The sequence below is a fragment of the Pseudomonas sp. IT-P294 genome (assembly GCF_949767865.1).
Classification (GTDB): Bacteria; Pseudomonadota; Gammaproteobacteria; order Pseudomonadales; family Pseudomonadaceae; genus Aquipseudomonas.
In genome coordinates, this window is sequence record NZ_CATKQW010000011.1 from 305,034 (window position 1) to 319,553 (window position 14,520).

General features: G+C 60.8%; 12 protein-coding genes. 3 read left to right on the plus strand and 9 right to left on the minus strand.

Annotated features, from left to right (window positions below; genetic code table 11):
* Window positions 1-151: 151 nt before the first annotated feature.
* The 4 genes from ACM6I0_RS08860 to ACM6I0_RS08875 are packed head-to-tail and all read right to left on the minus strand — an operon-like array spanning window position 152 to window position 4,026.
* A complete protein-coding gene (locus ACM6I0_RS08860; protein ID WP_414922530.1) occupies window positions 152-1,204 on the minus strand; it encodes an extracellular solute-binding protein in 1,053 nt (350 codons plus the stop codon).
* A gap of 32 nt (window positions 1,205-1,236) precedes the next feature.
* The gene (locus ACM6I0_RS08865) at window positions 1,237-2,025 is read right to left on the minus strand and encodes an ABC transporter permease (RefSeq protein WP_414922042.1); all 789 of its coding nucleotides are present in this window, start codon (window positions 2,023-2,025) and stop codon (window positions 1,237-1,239) included.
* Entirely contained in the window at window positions 2,022-2,939 is a 918-nt protein-coding gene (locus ACM6I0_RS08870) for an ABC transporter permease (RefSeq protein ID WP_414922043.1), read from the minus strand. The genes ACM6I0_RS08865 and ACM6I0_RS08870 overlap by 4 nt, the downstream gene beginning before the upstream one ends.
* A gap of 1 nt (window position 2,940) precedes the next feature.
* A complete protein-coding gene (locus ACM6I0_RS08875; RefSeq protein ID WP_414922044.1) occupies window positions 2,941-4,026 on the minus strand; it encodes an ABC transporter ATP-binding protein in 1,086 nt (361 codons plus the stop codon).
* Window positions 4,027-4,167: 141 nt separating this feature from the next.
* Between ACM6I0_RS08875 and ACM6I0_RS08880 the strand changes: the two genes are divergently transcribed.
* From ACM6I0_RS08880 to ACM6I0_RS08890, 3 genes are all read left to right on the plus strand, one after another.
* Window positions 4,168-4,857: a GntR family transcriptional regulator gene (locus ACM6I0_RS08880; RefSeq protein ID WP_208668658.1), complete on the plus strand. Its 690-nt coding sequence runs from the start codon at window positions 4,168-4,170 to the stop codon at window positions 4,855-4,857.
* 138 nt (window positions 4,858-4,995) lie between these two features.
* Window positions 4,996-7,107, plus strand: coding sequence for an ATP-binding protein (locus tag ACM6I0_RS08885; protein ID WP_414922045.1), 2,112 nt, complete (start codon window positions 4,996-4,998; stop codon window positions 7,105-7,107).
* A 151-nt stretch (window positions 7,108-7,258) separates the two neighbouring features.
* The gene (locus ACM6I0_RS08890; RefSeq protein WP_414922046.1) at window positions 7,259-9,895 is read left to right on the plus strand and encodes an excinuclease ABC subunit A; all 2,637 of its coding nucleotides are present in this window, start codon (window positions 7,259-7,261) and stop codon (window positions 9,893-9,895) included.
* Between the two features lie 51 nt (window positions 9,896-9,946).
* Here ACM6I0_RS08890 and ACM6I0_RS08895 read toward each other — a convergent pair whose 3' ends face one another.
* From ACM6I0_RS08895 to ACM6I0_RS08915, 5 genes are read right to left on the minus strand one after another with little or no spacing between them, the layout of a single operon-like run.
* Window positions 9,947-11,890: a response regulator gene (locus ACM6I0_RS08895; protein ID WP_285434502.1), complete on the minus strand. Its 1,944-nt coding sequence runs from the start codon at window positions 11,888-11,890 to the stop codon at window positions 9,947-9,949.
* On the minus strand, window positions 11,880-12,755 hold the full coding sequence (locus tag ACM6I0_RS08900) for a sensor histidine kinase (protein WP_414922047.1): 876 nt from the start codon (window positions 12,753-12,755) through the stop codon (window positions 11,880-11,882). Before ACM6I0_RS08900 ends, ACM6I0_RS08895 begins: the two co-directional genes overlap by 11 nt.
* Complete coding sequence (locus tag ACM6I0_RS08905; RefSeq protein WP_414922531.1) at window positions 12,748-13,758, minus strand: ATP-binding protein; 1,011 nt, start codon at window positions 13,756-13,758, stop codon at window positions 12,748-12,750. The genes ACM6I0_RS08900 and ACM6I0_RS08905 overlap by 8 nt, the downstream gene beginning before the upstream one ends.
* Window positions 13,755-14,159, minus strand: a complete 405-nt coding sequence (locus ACM6I0_RS08910; RefSeq protein WP_285434505.1) for an anti-sigma regulatory factor — start codon at window positions 14,157-14,159, stop codon at window positions 13,755-13,757. Before ACM6I0_RS08910 ends, ACM6I0_RS08905 begins: the two co-directional genes overlap by 4 nt.
* Complete coding sequence (locus tag ACM6I0_RS08915; protein WP_414922048.1) at window positions 14,156-14,518, minus strand: STAS domain-containing protein; 363 nt, start codon at window positions 14,516-14,518, stop codon at window positions 14,156-14,158. Before ACM6I0_RS08915 ends, ACM6I0_RS08910 begins: the two co-directional genes overlap by 4 nt.
* Window positions 14,519-14,520: the final 2 nt, after the last annotated feature.

The window sequence follows — 14,520 nt, forward strand, 5'->3', positions numbered from 1 at the left end:
CCTCGAATTTTGTAGTGTTAAGGCGGGCCTCATCGCGAGCAGGCTCGCTCCCACAGTGGTTTTGTGTCGATCATGGAATGTCTGAACACCCCATGACCCTGTGGGAGCGAGCCTGCTCGCGATAGCCGCGCCTCGGTCTCAAACCAGGTCTTCAGCCCTTGAGCTTCGACCAGACCCGATCCTGCAGCTCACGCGCTTTGTTGCTGCACTCTTTCTCCGGGCGCAGACGCGAGGCGAATTCGTCGGGCATGTTGATGGCGTCCATGACCTTCCATTTGGCGTCGAGCAGCTTGTCGCTCTGGATGCCGTTGGCGTAGGCGATGGCATTGGACACGGCGGCGGCGTTTTCCGGCTTCATCATCCAGTCGATGAAGACTTTCGCGTTGCCGGGGTGCGGTGCGCTTTTAGGGACAGCGAAGTTGTCCTGGAACATCGCCAGGCCTTCGCGCGGGTACACGTATTTGATGGTGCTCTTCTGCAACGTGGCGCGAGCGGTCGAGCCGTTCCAGTTCTGCATCATGATCACTTCACCCGATGCCATGCGGTCGACGGTGTTGTCCGAGCTGTACATCTTCAGGAAAGGTTTCTGTTTTTGCAGCAGTTCGAGGATGCGCTTGGCGTCCTGCGGGTTTTCGCTGCATTCGTCGACGCCCAGGTAATGGCTGGCGGCGTTGATCACGCTGCTTGACGTATCGAGCGCGGCGAGTTGGCCTTGCAGCTCCTTGCGCGGCTCGAAGAACTCTTTCCAGGAGTCGTCCAGCTTGCCGCCGGGTACCCGTGCGCTGTCATAGGAAAACCCGGTGGTGCCCCACAAATAGGGCGCGGAGAACTTGCGGCCGGGGTCGAACACCGGGTCGCGAAACGCTGGTTTCACGTACTGGAAGTTCGGCAGGGTCGGTGCGTCGATTTCCATCAGCAAATCCTGCTTGATCAAGGTGCGCATGATCGACTGCGACGGCACGATCACGTCATACGCGGCGCCGCCGGCCTGCAACTTGGCCAGCAGGGTTTCGTTGCTGTCGTAGCCGTCCATGGTGACCTTGATCCCGGTCTCCTTTTCAAACTTGGCCAGCAGGTCGACCGGGTAATAATCGGTCCAGTTGTAGAAGAACAGCTCCTTGGGCTCGGCCGCCTGCGCGGAAAAAACGCTGAAGCAACTGAGGGCCAGACCGGCGACAGCGAAACGCATGCTTTTTGTTTTCATCGGCTTTTTATTCATAACAGCAGGCTCCAGGCTCATTGTTGTTTGCCGCGCTGTCCCAGCCAGAAGGCCAGCACCACCAGCACGATGGAAATCACCAGCATCAGGGTCGAGATCGCATTGATCTCCGGCGTCACGCCGGCCTTGATTGCGGAGAAGATGTACACCGGCAACGTCGTCGAACCGGGGCCGGCGACGAAGAAGGTCATGATGAAATCGTCGAGGCTGACCACAAACGCCAGCACCGAACCGGACAACACCGCCGGCCACAGCAGCGGCAGCGTGACCCGCCGAAACACCTGCCAGGGGTTGGCGTACAAATCGTTCGCCGCCTCCAGCAGGCTCTTGTCGAGATCGTTGAGCCGCGCACGAATCGGCAGGTAAGCGAAGGGAATGCAGAAGCCGACATGCGCGACGATTACCGTCAGCAAACCGAGCTTGATCCCCAGCGCCATGAACAGCAGCAGGGTGGCCACGGCGGTGACGATCTCCGGCAGGATCAGCGGCAGGTTGATCCCGCCTTCGACCATTTTCTGTCCGTAGAACGGCCGGTAAGTCGCCAGCGCCGCGAGCAGCGCAATGGCCGTGGCGCAAACCGTGGCGATGGTGGCGACGATGATCGAGTTCAGCGCTGCCGTCTGGATCGACGGGTTGGCCATAATCCGCCCGTACCAGGCGAAGGAAAACTCGGTCCACACCGTCGCCGAGCGGTTGGCGTTGAAGCTGTAGGCGATCAGGACAAAGATCGGCACGTACAGGTAGGCCAGGATCAACAGGCTGACTTCTCGGGTCAGGGGTAGTTTTTTAAGGTGCAGGGCGATCATACGGTGGCTCCCCGACGTAGAGTTTTGGCGGCGTTGCGGCTATAGAGCGCGTAAAGCACCAGCGACAGCAGCAGAATCCCCAGCAACAGGAACGACAGCGAACTGCCCAACGGCCAGTTGCGCGCGGTGCCGAACTGTTGCTGGATCAGGTTGCCGATCATCAGCGTCTTGCCGCCGCCGAGAATCGCCGGGGTGATGAAGGCACCGAGGCTCGGCACAAACACCAGCAGCGCGCCGGCAATCACCCCGGGCATCGACAGCGGCAGGATGATCCGTTTCAGCGCGTACCAGCGATTGGCGCCCAGGTCATAGGCGGCTTCCACCAGGCGCCAGTCGAGTTTTTCCAGGGTCGAATAGATCGGCAAAATCATGAACGGCAGGAAGCTGTAGACCAGCCCGACGCTGACCGCGAAGTCGTTGTAGAGCAGGGTGATGCCGCCGGCCTGCGGGAACAGCGCATTGAGGCTCTGGGCGACCCAGCCTTGTTCGCGCAGGATGATCAGCCACGCGTAGTTGCGGATCAGCAGGTTGGTCCAGAACGGGATGGTGATCAGCAAAACCATGAGGTTGCGCCGCCGTGGCGTCAGGCTCGACATCCACAAGGCCACCGGAAAGCCGAACAGGAAGCACAACAAGGTCGTGCCACCGGCCTGGAACACCGAGCGCAACAGTGCCTGTGCGTAGACCCAGTTCAGTTCCAGCTCACCGTCGAAACCTTCCTGGAAAAACAGCTGCACATAGCTTTGCAATTGCCAGTTGGCTTGCCAGTCGACACCGCCGTACACATTGCGCGGCAACAGGCTGATATAGCCCATGATCCCCAGCGGGATTGCGATCAGTGCGAGCAACGTCAGGACCACCGGGCTCAGTAGCAACGCACGGTTAAGGGCAGGAGAAGTGCTGCTGACGCTCATCTCAGGCCTCCATCAACAGGCAGGCGTGGGGCGGCAGGTGGACCGCGACGCGATCACCGACCCCGCGTCCGCGATTCAGGCCTTCATTGTTCTCGCGCAGCATGACTTTGATGTCGTTGTTCAACCGACATTGGTAAAGGGTCGCGGTGCCAACGTACAACACCGCCTCGATCACGCCGCGCAAGTGATGCGGTTGCTCAAGGTCAACCAGTTGCGAACGCTCCGGGCGAAACGCCAATTGCACCGCGGCACCTTCGAACCCTTGGGCCGGGCAGGGGATTTCCACCGGCATGCCGCTGGGCACAAAGAGTTTTTCGTTGTGCTGACCGCGCTTGAGGTGGCCGGGGAGGAAGTTGATGTCGCCGATGAACTGGGCGACGAAGCGATGTTGCGGACGTTCATAGATATCGTTCGGCGTACCGATCTGCAGGATCTTGCCGGCGGACATCACGGCGATGCGATCGGACAGCGTCAGGGCTTCTTCCTGATCATGGGTCACGAAAATAAAGGTGATCCCGGCTTCCTTCTGCACGCGCTTGAGTTCGACCTGCATTTCCTTGCGCAGCTTGAGGTCCAGCGCCGACAGCGGTTCATCCAGCAACAGCACTTTGGGTTTGGGCGCCAAGGCCCGGGCCAGCGCTACGCGTTGCTGTTGGCCGCCGGACAGTTCAGCCGGTTTGCGCTTGGCCAGGTGTTGCATTTGCACCAGCGCCAGCATCTCATTGACACGCTGGGCCGTTTGCTCGCGATCAAGACCCTGCATCTCGAGGCCGAAGGCGATATTCTGCGCAACACTCATGTGTGGAAACAGCGCGTAGCTCTGGAATACCGTGTTGACTCGACGCTTGAACGGAGGCAAATCGTTGACCGGCTCGCCCGCGAGGCGAATCTGTCCTTCGCTGACATGCTCGAAACCGGCGATGGTGCGCAGCAAGGTGGTTTTGCCGCAGCCGGAGGGGCCGAGCAGGGTGAAGAACTCGTTGTCGGCTATGTCGACCGACACGTTGTCGAGCGCTGGAGCTTGCCCCGGATCGTCGGAATACCGCTTGGAGACGTTACGCACTTCGATTGCTATTGGTTGACCCATAATGGTGCAATCCTCTAATTATTGTATGCAATATCTGGATGCAATCTACAAATAACCGGATTAATCTGCTCGTGCAACCCCCTTTTTCAAAGGCTGCTCATCGCCTGGGGCCGGTTGTTTAGCGCTAAAGGAGTGTTTCCAATGACCGAGAAGAAACTCGAGACCACGGTCGATCGCGTCTACCAAGGGGTTTACGAGGCGATCAGCAAACGTTCGTTGCGGCCGGGCATGAAGCTGGGCGAGGCGTCACTGGCCGAACTTTTCAATGTCAGCCGCACGTCGGTTCGTGCCGCGCTCAAGCAATTGGAAGCTGACGGACTGGTCACCACCGAGCCCAATAAAGGTGCTTCGGTGTCGTTGCCAAGCGACGAAGAGATCCGCTCGCTGTTCGAAACCCGGCGCCTGATCGAGATCGGCATCGTCAGCGAACTGTGTCGCCGACGGGACACCGCGGTGACCCAGGACCTGCGTGATCACCTGTTGCTTGAGGACGAAGCGCATCGCAGCGGCGACCATGAGCGGCTGATTCACCTGCTCGGCGAATTCCACATCAAGCTGGCGCAAAGCCTTAACAACCCGGTGTTGCTGGACTGGTTCCAGAAGCTGATTTCCCGCGCCTCGCTGTACGCCGCCGCGCTGGATGACGACAGCCATGAGGCGTGCCGTGATGACGAACACTTGCGGTTGATCGAGTACATCGAGGCCGGCAATCAGAGTGCCGCTATCGAGCTGACCTGCATGCATTTGAACGGCATCGAGAAGGCGATTCTCGACGTCGCCGCCACGCTCAAAACCGGCTATCACCCGCTCAAGCACCTGATCGAAGTGTGAGGTCTTCGCAGATATAAAATCAGCTATACCTCTAATGAAACCATTGGCGTCGGTTAAGCTCGAAACAAACGGGCTCACACCGTCTTCATGCGGTTTCGATCCCGCTAGTCAGCCACTTTCAGGGATATTGAGCCGTCGATGCAGTTTCTATCTGATAGCCACGGATGCGCAGGCTGGGACGGTGAAATGGCCGCCCGTATTCGTGTGTTCGACTGGAGCCGTACTGAACTTGGAAACATCGAGACCTGGCCCAGGAGCCTGTGCAGCGCGGTGCAGTTATTGCTCGCTTCGCCGCTGCCGATGGTGATGCTCTGGGGCCGCGCGGGTTACATGATTTATAACGACGCCTATTCGGCCTTCGCCGGTGGTCGCCACCCCTATCTGTTGGGCGCCCCGGTTGAACTGGGCTGGCCGGAGGTGGCCGACTTCAACCGCCACGTGGTCGATACCTGCCTGGCCGGCGGCACGTTGTCCTACCGTAACAAAGACCTCGTGCTCCTGCGTGATGGCATCCCCGAAGAGGTCTGGCTGGACCTCTTTTACAGCCCGGTCGCGGACGACGATGGGCGTCCGGCCGGCGTCATGGCGATGGTGGTGGAAACGACTGAGCGAGTGATTTCCGAACGCCGACGCCAGGAAGCAGAAGATGCCTACCGCGCCGACAACGAACGCGTACGCCTGGCACTCAATGCCGGGGCTTTGCTGGGCTCGTTCGTCTGGGATGTCAAAGCCAATGTGCTGTCCGGCGATGAACGCTTCGCCCGCACCTTTTCCTTTCCGTCGGAGCAGAACCTGGCCGACTTGCCGGCGGATCTTGCCGAGTCACGGATTCATCCTGACGACCGCAACTGGGTCAACGAACAATTCCAGCAGTCAGTCGCCACAGGCGTGCCCTTTAACGCCGAATACCGGGTGCTGCGTCCCGACGGCAGTTATTTGTGGGTACTCGCCAGCGGTGGGTGCCAGTTCAATGAGCAAGGCGAACCCCTGCGCTTTCCTGGCGTGTTGATCGACATTCACGAACGCAAAATGGCCGAAGAGTCGCTGCTCAAGTTCACCCGCAACCTGGAGCAGCGTGTGGCCGACGAAGTCGAAGCGCGGCTCGCGGCGGAAGAACAACTGCGCCAGTCGCAGAAACTCGAAGCCATCGGCGGCCTCACCGGCGGCGTGGCCCATGACTTCAACAATCTGTTGCAAGTGATCGCTGGCAATCTGCATTTGCTGGCACGGCATGAGCCGGACAATGCCAATGTGCAGCGCCGGGTCACTGCTTCGATTGCGGCGGTCGAGCGCGGCGCCAAACTGTCCTCGCAATTGCTTGCGTTTGCCCGTCGTCAACCGTTGTCGCCGGCGGTGTGCAATCCACAGCAGATCTTCGAAGGGGTCGGAGAGCTCTTGCAGCGCGCGCTAGGGGAAACCATTCAGATCGAAGTGGACGTGCCTCAGGATGCCTGGAACATCAACGTCGACCGTAACCAGTTGGAAAACGCCATTCTCAACCTGGCGATCAATGCTCGTGACGCCATGCAGGGCGAAGGAACCATCGAACTGAGCGTCGAGAATGTGACGCTCGACCGTAAATTCTGTGCCGGCAAGGGCCTTGTCCCTGGCGATTATGTCCGCGTAGTGGTGGCCGATACGGGCGCTGGCATGACGCCCGAAGTGCTCGAGCAGGCGTTCGAACCGTTTTTCACCACCAAGGCCGACGGTCAGGGCACCGGGCTTGGGTTGAGCATGGTGTTCTGTTTCGTCAAGCAGAGCGGCGGGCATATCGATATCTCCAGCGAGGTGGGGCAGGGCACTCGGGTGCATCTGCACTTTCCACGCTGTTTGCGTGCCTTGCCCGGTGAATCAACGCTGCGAGATCCAGTCGCTCGGGGCGGGCACGAAACCATTCTGGTGGTCGAGGACAATGAAGCGGTGCGCAGTACGGCGGTGGAACTGTTGCGCGAAGAGGGCTATCAAGTCCTGACCGCGGCCAACGGCGATCAGGCGATGCAGATGTTGCTGGAGGGCGTGACGGTCGACCTGATCTTCACCGACGTGGTCATGCCCGGCTTGATCAAAAGCTCGGACCTGGCGGCGTGGGCCAAAGTGCAGAATCCTCCCGTGACGGTGCTGTTCACCTCCGGCCACACGCGCGACATCATTTCGCGCAATCATCAGCTCAGCCCCGAGACGTTTTTGCTGACCAAACCGTATGGGCCGCAAGCACTGACCCGAATGGTCCGCACAGTCCTCAGCGGCTGACTGTGGACAGATCGTTCCCACGCTCCGCGTGGGAATGCAGCCCGGGACGCTCTGCGTCCCAGAAGCGTGACGCAGAGCGTCACAAGAGGCATTCCCACGCAGAGCGTGGGAACGATCAATAGATTTTCTGTAATTTATTTAAGGCCAATCGATGACTTCCAAGCGCACTTCAACTCCTCCTTCCGGCATGGTCAGGGTGCGCGGTGCCCGTGAACACAACCTCAAGAACGTCGACGTCGACATTCCCCGGGATGCGCTGGTGGTGTTCACCGGCGTCTCGGGTTCGGGCAAGTCGTCGCTGGCGTTCTCGACGCTTTACGCCGAAGCGCAACGTCGCTATTTCGAGTCCGTGGCGCCGTATGCGCGGCGTCTGATCGATCAGGTCGGCGTGCCGGACGTTGACTCCATCGAAGGCCTGCCACCGGCCGTGGCCCTGCAACAGCAGCGCGGTACGCCGAGCACGCGGTCTTCGGTGGGCAGCGTGACGACGCTGTCGAGCCTGATTCGCATGCTCTATTCCCGCGCCGGCAGTTACCCGCCGGGACAGCCGATGCTGTATGCCGAGGACTTCTCGCCCAACACCCCTCAAGGGGCGTGCGCCGAATGTCATGGCCTGGGCCGGGTGTATGACGTCACGGAAGCGCTGATGGTCCCGGACCCGAGCCTGACCATCCGCCAACGCGCGGTCGCTTCCTGGCCCACGGCGTGGCAGGGGCAAAACCTGCGAGACATCCTCGTGACCATGGGCTATGACGTCGACAAACCGTGGCGCGACCTGCCGAAAAAACAGCGTGACTGGATTCTCTTTACCGAAGAAACACCGACCGTGCCGGTGTATGCCGGGCTGACACCAGACGAAACCAGAGTCGCGCTCAAGCGCAAAATGGAGCCCAGTTATCAGGGCACGTTCACCGGCGCGCGACGCTACATCCTGCACACGTTCAGTCATTCGCAAAGTGCGCTGATGAAGAAGCGTGTTTCACAATTCATGCTCGGCAGCCCTTGCCCGTTGTGTGACGGCAAACGCCTCAAGCGCGAGGCGTTGTCGGTGACGTTTGCCGGCTACGACATCGGTGAGTTATCGCAAATGCCGTTGCTGCAAGTGGCCGATGTGCTCAAGCCGGTGGCGGCGCAAAGCTACCTCGAACAGGCCGACGAAGCGGGTGAAGTATTGACCCATCTCCAGACCCGCGAGGCCCGTGAACAGCGCGTGGCTCACGGCGCCAGCGGACATGGCAATGCGCCGGACGTGCGGCATACGCCAAACCTGTCGGTGGAAAAGCGCCTGGCCGCGCAACGGATCGCACAGGACTTGCTCGAGCGGGTCAGCACCTTGACCGATCTGGGGCTGGGTTACCTGGCCCTGGATCGCAGCACGCCGACATTGTCCTCCGGCGAGTTGCAGCGCTTGCGGCTGGCGACTCAATTGGGTTCGCAGCTATTTGGCGTGATCTACGTGCTGGATGAACCGTCGGCCGGTCTGCACCCGGCGGATGGCGAAGCGTTGTTCGAAGCGCTGCAACGCTTGAAGGCGGCCGGCAACACCTTGTTTGTGGTTGAGCACGATCTGGAAACCATGCGCCGTGCGGACTGGCTGATCGATGTCGGCCCGGCCGCCGGTGAGCATGGCGGCCGGATTCTGTACAGCGGACCGCCGCAGGGATTGGCCCAGGTCAAGGATTCCCAGACCCGCGCCTACCTGTTCGCCGATCAGGTCAGCGAAACCAGAACGAGCCGCAAGGCGACGGACTGGTTAAAGCTGGAAGGCATCACGCGCAACAACCTGGACGACCTCAGCGTCGAGTTTCCGCTGGGCTGTTTTACCGCCGTAACCGGTGTTTCAGGCTCGGGTAAGTCGAGCCTGGTCAGCCAGGCCCTGTTGGAGCTGGTGGGCGCGCATCTTGGCCGTGCCGCCAGCGACAGCGAGCCTGAAGCATTGAGCCTTGAGGACGATGCGCCGCAACTCAGCGGCGGTCAGGTCACGGCGGGGCTGGAGTCGATCAAGCGCCTGGTGCAGGTCGATCAGAAACCCATCGGCCGCACGCCGCGCTCGAACCTGGCGACGTACACCGGGCTGTTCGACAACGTGCGCAAGCTGTACGCCGCCACCCCTGCGGCGCAAGCCGAGGGCTACGACGCCGGGCAGTTCTCCTTCAACGTTGCCAAGGGCCGTTGCCCGACCTGCGAAGGTGAAGGGTTTGTCAGCGTCGAGTTGCTGTTTATGCCCAGCGTCTATGCGCCATGCCCGACGTGCCACGGCGCACGCTACAACCCCCAGACGCTGGCAGTCACCTGGCAAGGCTTGAACATCGCCCAGGTGTTGCAACTGACGGTGGATGAGGCGGTCGAGGTGTTTGCCGAGCAGGCGGGTATTCGCCGTTCTCTGGAGGTCTTGCGCGATATCGGTCTGGGGTATTTGCGCCTCGGGCAACCGGCGACCGAGCTCTCGGGCGGCGAGGCCCAGCGCATCAAACTGGCCACCGAGCTGCAGCGCAATCAGCGGGGAGCGACGTTGTATGTGCTCGATGAGCCTACGACCGGTTTACATCCCCGGGACGTGGATCGGCTGCTGGAGCAATTGAATACGCTGGTGGTGGCGGGGCATACGGTGATTGTGGTGGAGCATGAAATGCGCGTGGTGGCGCAGAGTGACTGGGTGATCGATATCGGACCGGGGGCGGGGGATCAGGGCGGCAAGATTGTCGTGGCCGGCGCACCGCAGAAAGTGGCGAAGAGCAAGAAGAGCCGCACGGCCCCGTTTCTGGCCCGGGTGCTTGGGAGTCAATGATCGATGATCGTTCCCACGCGGAGCGTGGGAACGATCCTGGAAAGGCGAATATCAGGCGTAGCCGAGGGTGAGCCGTACCTTGTCCAGCAGCTCGTTGATCTGAAACGGTTTGATCAACATCTCCATGCCATCGCCGAGGAACACCTGGCGGTTGATCGCGTTTTCCGCATAACCGGTCATGAACAGGATCGGCAAACTCTCGCGCCAGCCACGGGCGACATCCGCCAGTTCTCGACCATTCATGCGCGGCAGCCCCACATCGGTCAGCATCAGATCGATCGAGGGGTCGTTTTGCAGGCGCTCAAGTGCACTGTCGATGTCGCCGACCTGAGTGCAACGATAACCGGCGTCCGCCAGCACTTCTGCAACAAACATGCGAACCGACGGCATGTCTTCGACAATCAGTACATGCTCGCCCGCCCCCTGGTTATCCACGGCTACCCGCGCCGCTTCAGCGGTGGTCGGATCCGTGCTGGCAGGCAGCATGATGGTCACTTCCGTGCCACGGCGGGCCACGCTGCGGATGTGCGCATCGCCACCTGATTGGCGGGCGAAGCCGTAAATGCTCGACAACCCCAGCCCGGTGCCCTGACCCAACGGTTTGGTCGTGAAAAACGGATCGAAAACCTTGTCGATCACGCTGTGTTCGATACCGGTCCCGTCGTCACGCACCGACAACGCAACGTAGGCGCCGTCCGCCAGCTTCAGATCACCGTGGGAATACGCGGCATAAGTGCTGACCCAGATATTGCCGCCGTGCGGCAAGGCATCGCGGGCGTTGATCACCAGGTTGAGCACGGCGCTTTCCAGCTGGATCGGGTCGACCAGTGCAATCGCGGCTTTTGAGGTCAGTTCGAGTTTCAGCGCAATGTGTTCGCCGATGGTGCGCATCAGCAACTCTTCGAGGGAGCGGATGTGTTCGTTGATGTCCACCGGTCGCGTGTCGAGTGGCTGTTGGCGGGCAAAGGCCAGCAAGCGATGGGTCAACGAGGCGGCGCTCATGGCCGAGTTCAACGCCGCTTCGGCGTAAAACTGGACCTTGTCGGTACGGTCGCTGGCCACCCGTTTCTGGATCAATTCCAGGCTGGTGATGATGCCGGTCAGCAGGTTGTTGAAGTCGTGGGCGATGCCGCCGGTCAACTTGCCCAGGGCGTCCATTTTCTGCACTTGCAGCAGCTGGGCCTCGGTGCGCACGCGCACGGCAATCTCATGTTCCAGCTGCGAGGTGGCGTCATCGAGCTGGGCCAGGTGCGAACGTTCCCGGTGGCGATGCTCGGTGACATCCTCGACGAACACCAGGCTCAACTCAGGGGTGCGATACGGCGAAATCTGCCACTCGGTTTCCCGCAGTTCGCCCTCCACCCGGATGTTCAAGGTGCCTTTCCAGCGCTCGCCCGCCGTCAGGCGCAAGCGCAATTCGTCGAGGATCGCCTCCTGTTGGTCTGCGAAGCATTCGCGCAAGGTCTGCGGATCGCGGTTGTCCTGGATCAGTCGGGCGAACGCGTGGTTGCATTCGTGGACGTTGAACTGGGCGTCCAGCACGGCGATGGGCGCCGAGACGTTGACGAAGATCTCGCGAAACCGCGCCTCGCTTTCGCGCAGCGCGTTTTCGGTTTCACGCACCCGCAGCAGGGTGCGCAAGGTCGCCAGCAACACGTCCGGGTCCACGGGGTGGATCAGGTAGGCATCGGCCCCGGCGTCCAGGCCGGTGATGATGTCACCGGTCTGAATCGAGGCGGCCGACACGTGAATCACCGGCAACAAGGCCGTGGCAGGCTCCGAGCGCAGTTTACGGACAATGTCGAACCCACTCATGTCGGGCAGGTTGACGTCCAGAATCAATGCATCGATCTGCTCACTGTCGATGATTGCCAGGCCATCGCCGCCGGTTCCGGCCTCCAGCACGCTGTAGCCATGCGGCTCCAGGCGTCGACGCAGGGCGTAGCGCGTGGCGGCATTGTCGTCGACGATCAACAGGCGAATGTCACGTTTCATCGGCAGGCTCCATGGCGATGGCCAGCGGGATGATCACGAAGAAGGTCGAGCCGACCCCCGGCGTACTTTCGACCCCGACTTCGCCGCCGAGCAATGCAGCGAAGCGTTTGCATAAGGACAGGCCCAGCCCGGTACCGCGCAAGCGTTTTTGCAGCGGAGAGTCGACCTGGGAAAAGTCCTCGAACAATGCACCATGTAGCTCGGCAGCGATACCTATTCCTGTATCGCTGACGGCAAAGCGCACCTGGTTTTCGCCCTCCAGCGACGCCGAGATCCTCACTTCGCCGCGCGCGGTGAACTTCAGCGAATTGGAAATGAAGTTGCGCAGGATCTGCGCCAGCTTTTTGTCATCGGTGTACAGGCGCGGCAGGCCGACCGGTTCTTCGAAGATCAAGTCCACTGCCGTAGCGTCGACGATCGGGCGAAACATGCCACGCAGGGCGGCGAACAAATCGAGCATGTCGAACCAGGCGGGTGAGATGGTGATGCGCCCAGCCTCTATTTTTGCCAGGTCGAGCAAGTCGTCGACCATATTGCTCAACTCCCGCGCGGCGGTGCTGACGAACGTGACCTGCTTGTGTTGTTCGGGGCTCAGCGGGCCATCAAGCTCATCGATCAACAGGCTGGCGATGCTCAGGATCGAGCCCAGCGGCGTGCGAAATTCATGGCTCATGTACGAGAGGAAGCGGCTTTTGAGGTCTGATGCCTGACGCAGCTCTTCGGCCTGGGTATCGAGTTCGGCGTACAGCGCGAGCACGCCCTGATTGGTTTCTTCGAGCTCTTCGCGCAGGGAAGCGGCCTCACTCTGCAAGCGTTCGATGAGCGCCGCTTGGTCTTCGCTCGAAAGGGCGGTCAATTCAGTCATGGCCAGCCTCCAGTGCAATGACCAGGACCGTTGCGTCGTCCCGGCCGCGACAGAAATCGCGGTGCAGGACAGCGGCGATGACCGCCGGATGACGATGCACCAGGCCGGGGTAATCTTGCAGGTTCCAACGGGACTGCAGGCCGTCGCTGTACATGATCAATAGTTGTCCGTTCACGTGAGCATATTCAAAGGGCTGGGCTTTGCGGTACTGCCCGCCGACGATGCCCGGATGGGATGCCATGCCGCGGGACTTGCCCGGAGCGACCAGATTGGCGCCGATGTTGCCGATACCGGTAAAGGTGAGTTTGTCGAGGTGACCGTGGAACTGGGCAATCGCCAATGCACCGCCACGGGTGCCCATCATGGCCTGATGGATGTCTTCGAGCAGCAACAGCGGCGAGGCGAATGGCGCCAGCGCGAAAGCTTTTTCACCGGCGCGTGCGGCGTGCTCGGCTTCTTCGCCATGGCCCAGACCGTCGATCACCAAGGCGCTGAGGTCTGGACCGTCAATCGCCAGGTGCCAGACATCGCCACACGCCGGGTCATGGTGTAACGAATGCTGGCTGACGCCCCAGCGCAGATCCGAGTCTTTGTCACGATGGGAATACAAACGGGCCAGGATCACCGCACCCCGGGAGTCGGCGTAGACATCGAACACCTCCGTCTGACGTGACACCGCGCCCAGACCAATGCCCTGAGTGCCACCAGTGGAAAATCCGTCAGTCAGGCAAGCCTGCAAGTCAAAACCCTGCGCACGATCCACGGCGACGATCTCGATGCCATTGGCTTTTTTGCCGGGCAGGATCCGCAGGTGCAATTCACCACGGGTGGCGTGCTTGAGCACATTGCTCGCCAGCTCCGTAATCACCAGCGCCACGCGTCCTGCGTCAGTGGCGTCGAAGCCATTGTCTTCGGCAAGCCTTTGCGCCGTGCGCCGGGCATGGCCGATCTGACTGACGTCCTCGATCAACAGCACTTGGGTCATCGAACCCGTGATCTTCATGTCCATCGGGTGATCGTTATGCGAGTGCCCTTGCCGGGCGCGGTGTCCAGTTCGAACTCGTCCACCAGACGTTTGGCCCCGGTCAACCCCAGGCCCAGACCGCTGCCGGAGGTCCAGCCATCGGTCATTGCCAATTTGATGTCCGGGATGCCCGGGCCATCATCGCGAAAGGTCAGGCGCAAACCGACTCTGGGATTTTCATCGAGGATCTGCCAATCCATATCGCCACCGCCGCCATACACCATCGTATTACGCGCCAGCTCGCTGACGGCGGTGACCATTTTGGTCAGGTCGATCAGGCGCATGCCGCACTCCGTAGCGAGCTTGCGCGCGGTCTGTCGTGCCAGGACCACATCCTGCTCGATATTAATCGCTTGCGTACCGCTGCTACGGACGTTCATTGCTCACGTACTCGTTCCTGAAGCAGCCTCATCCCACGTTCGACGTTCAGCGCGGTGCTCACGCCGGGCAGGGTCAGCCCCAGCTCCACCAGGGTGATCGCCACGGCAGGCTGCATGCCCACCAGCACGGTCTCGGCGTCCATGATTTTCGACAGGCCGGAGATCGTTCCGATCATCCGGCCGATAAACGAATCGACCATGTCCAGCGCGGAGATGTCGATCAGCACACCCCGCGCCGAGGTTTTATTGATACGTTCCGACAGATCGTCCTGAAGGGTCATCGCGAGCTGGTCATGCATGTCGACCTGAATGGTCACCAGCAAAAAATCGCCCATTTGCAGAATTGGAATGCGTTCCATCG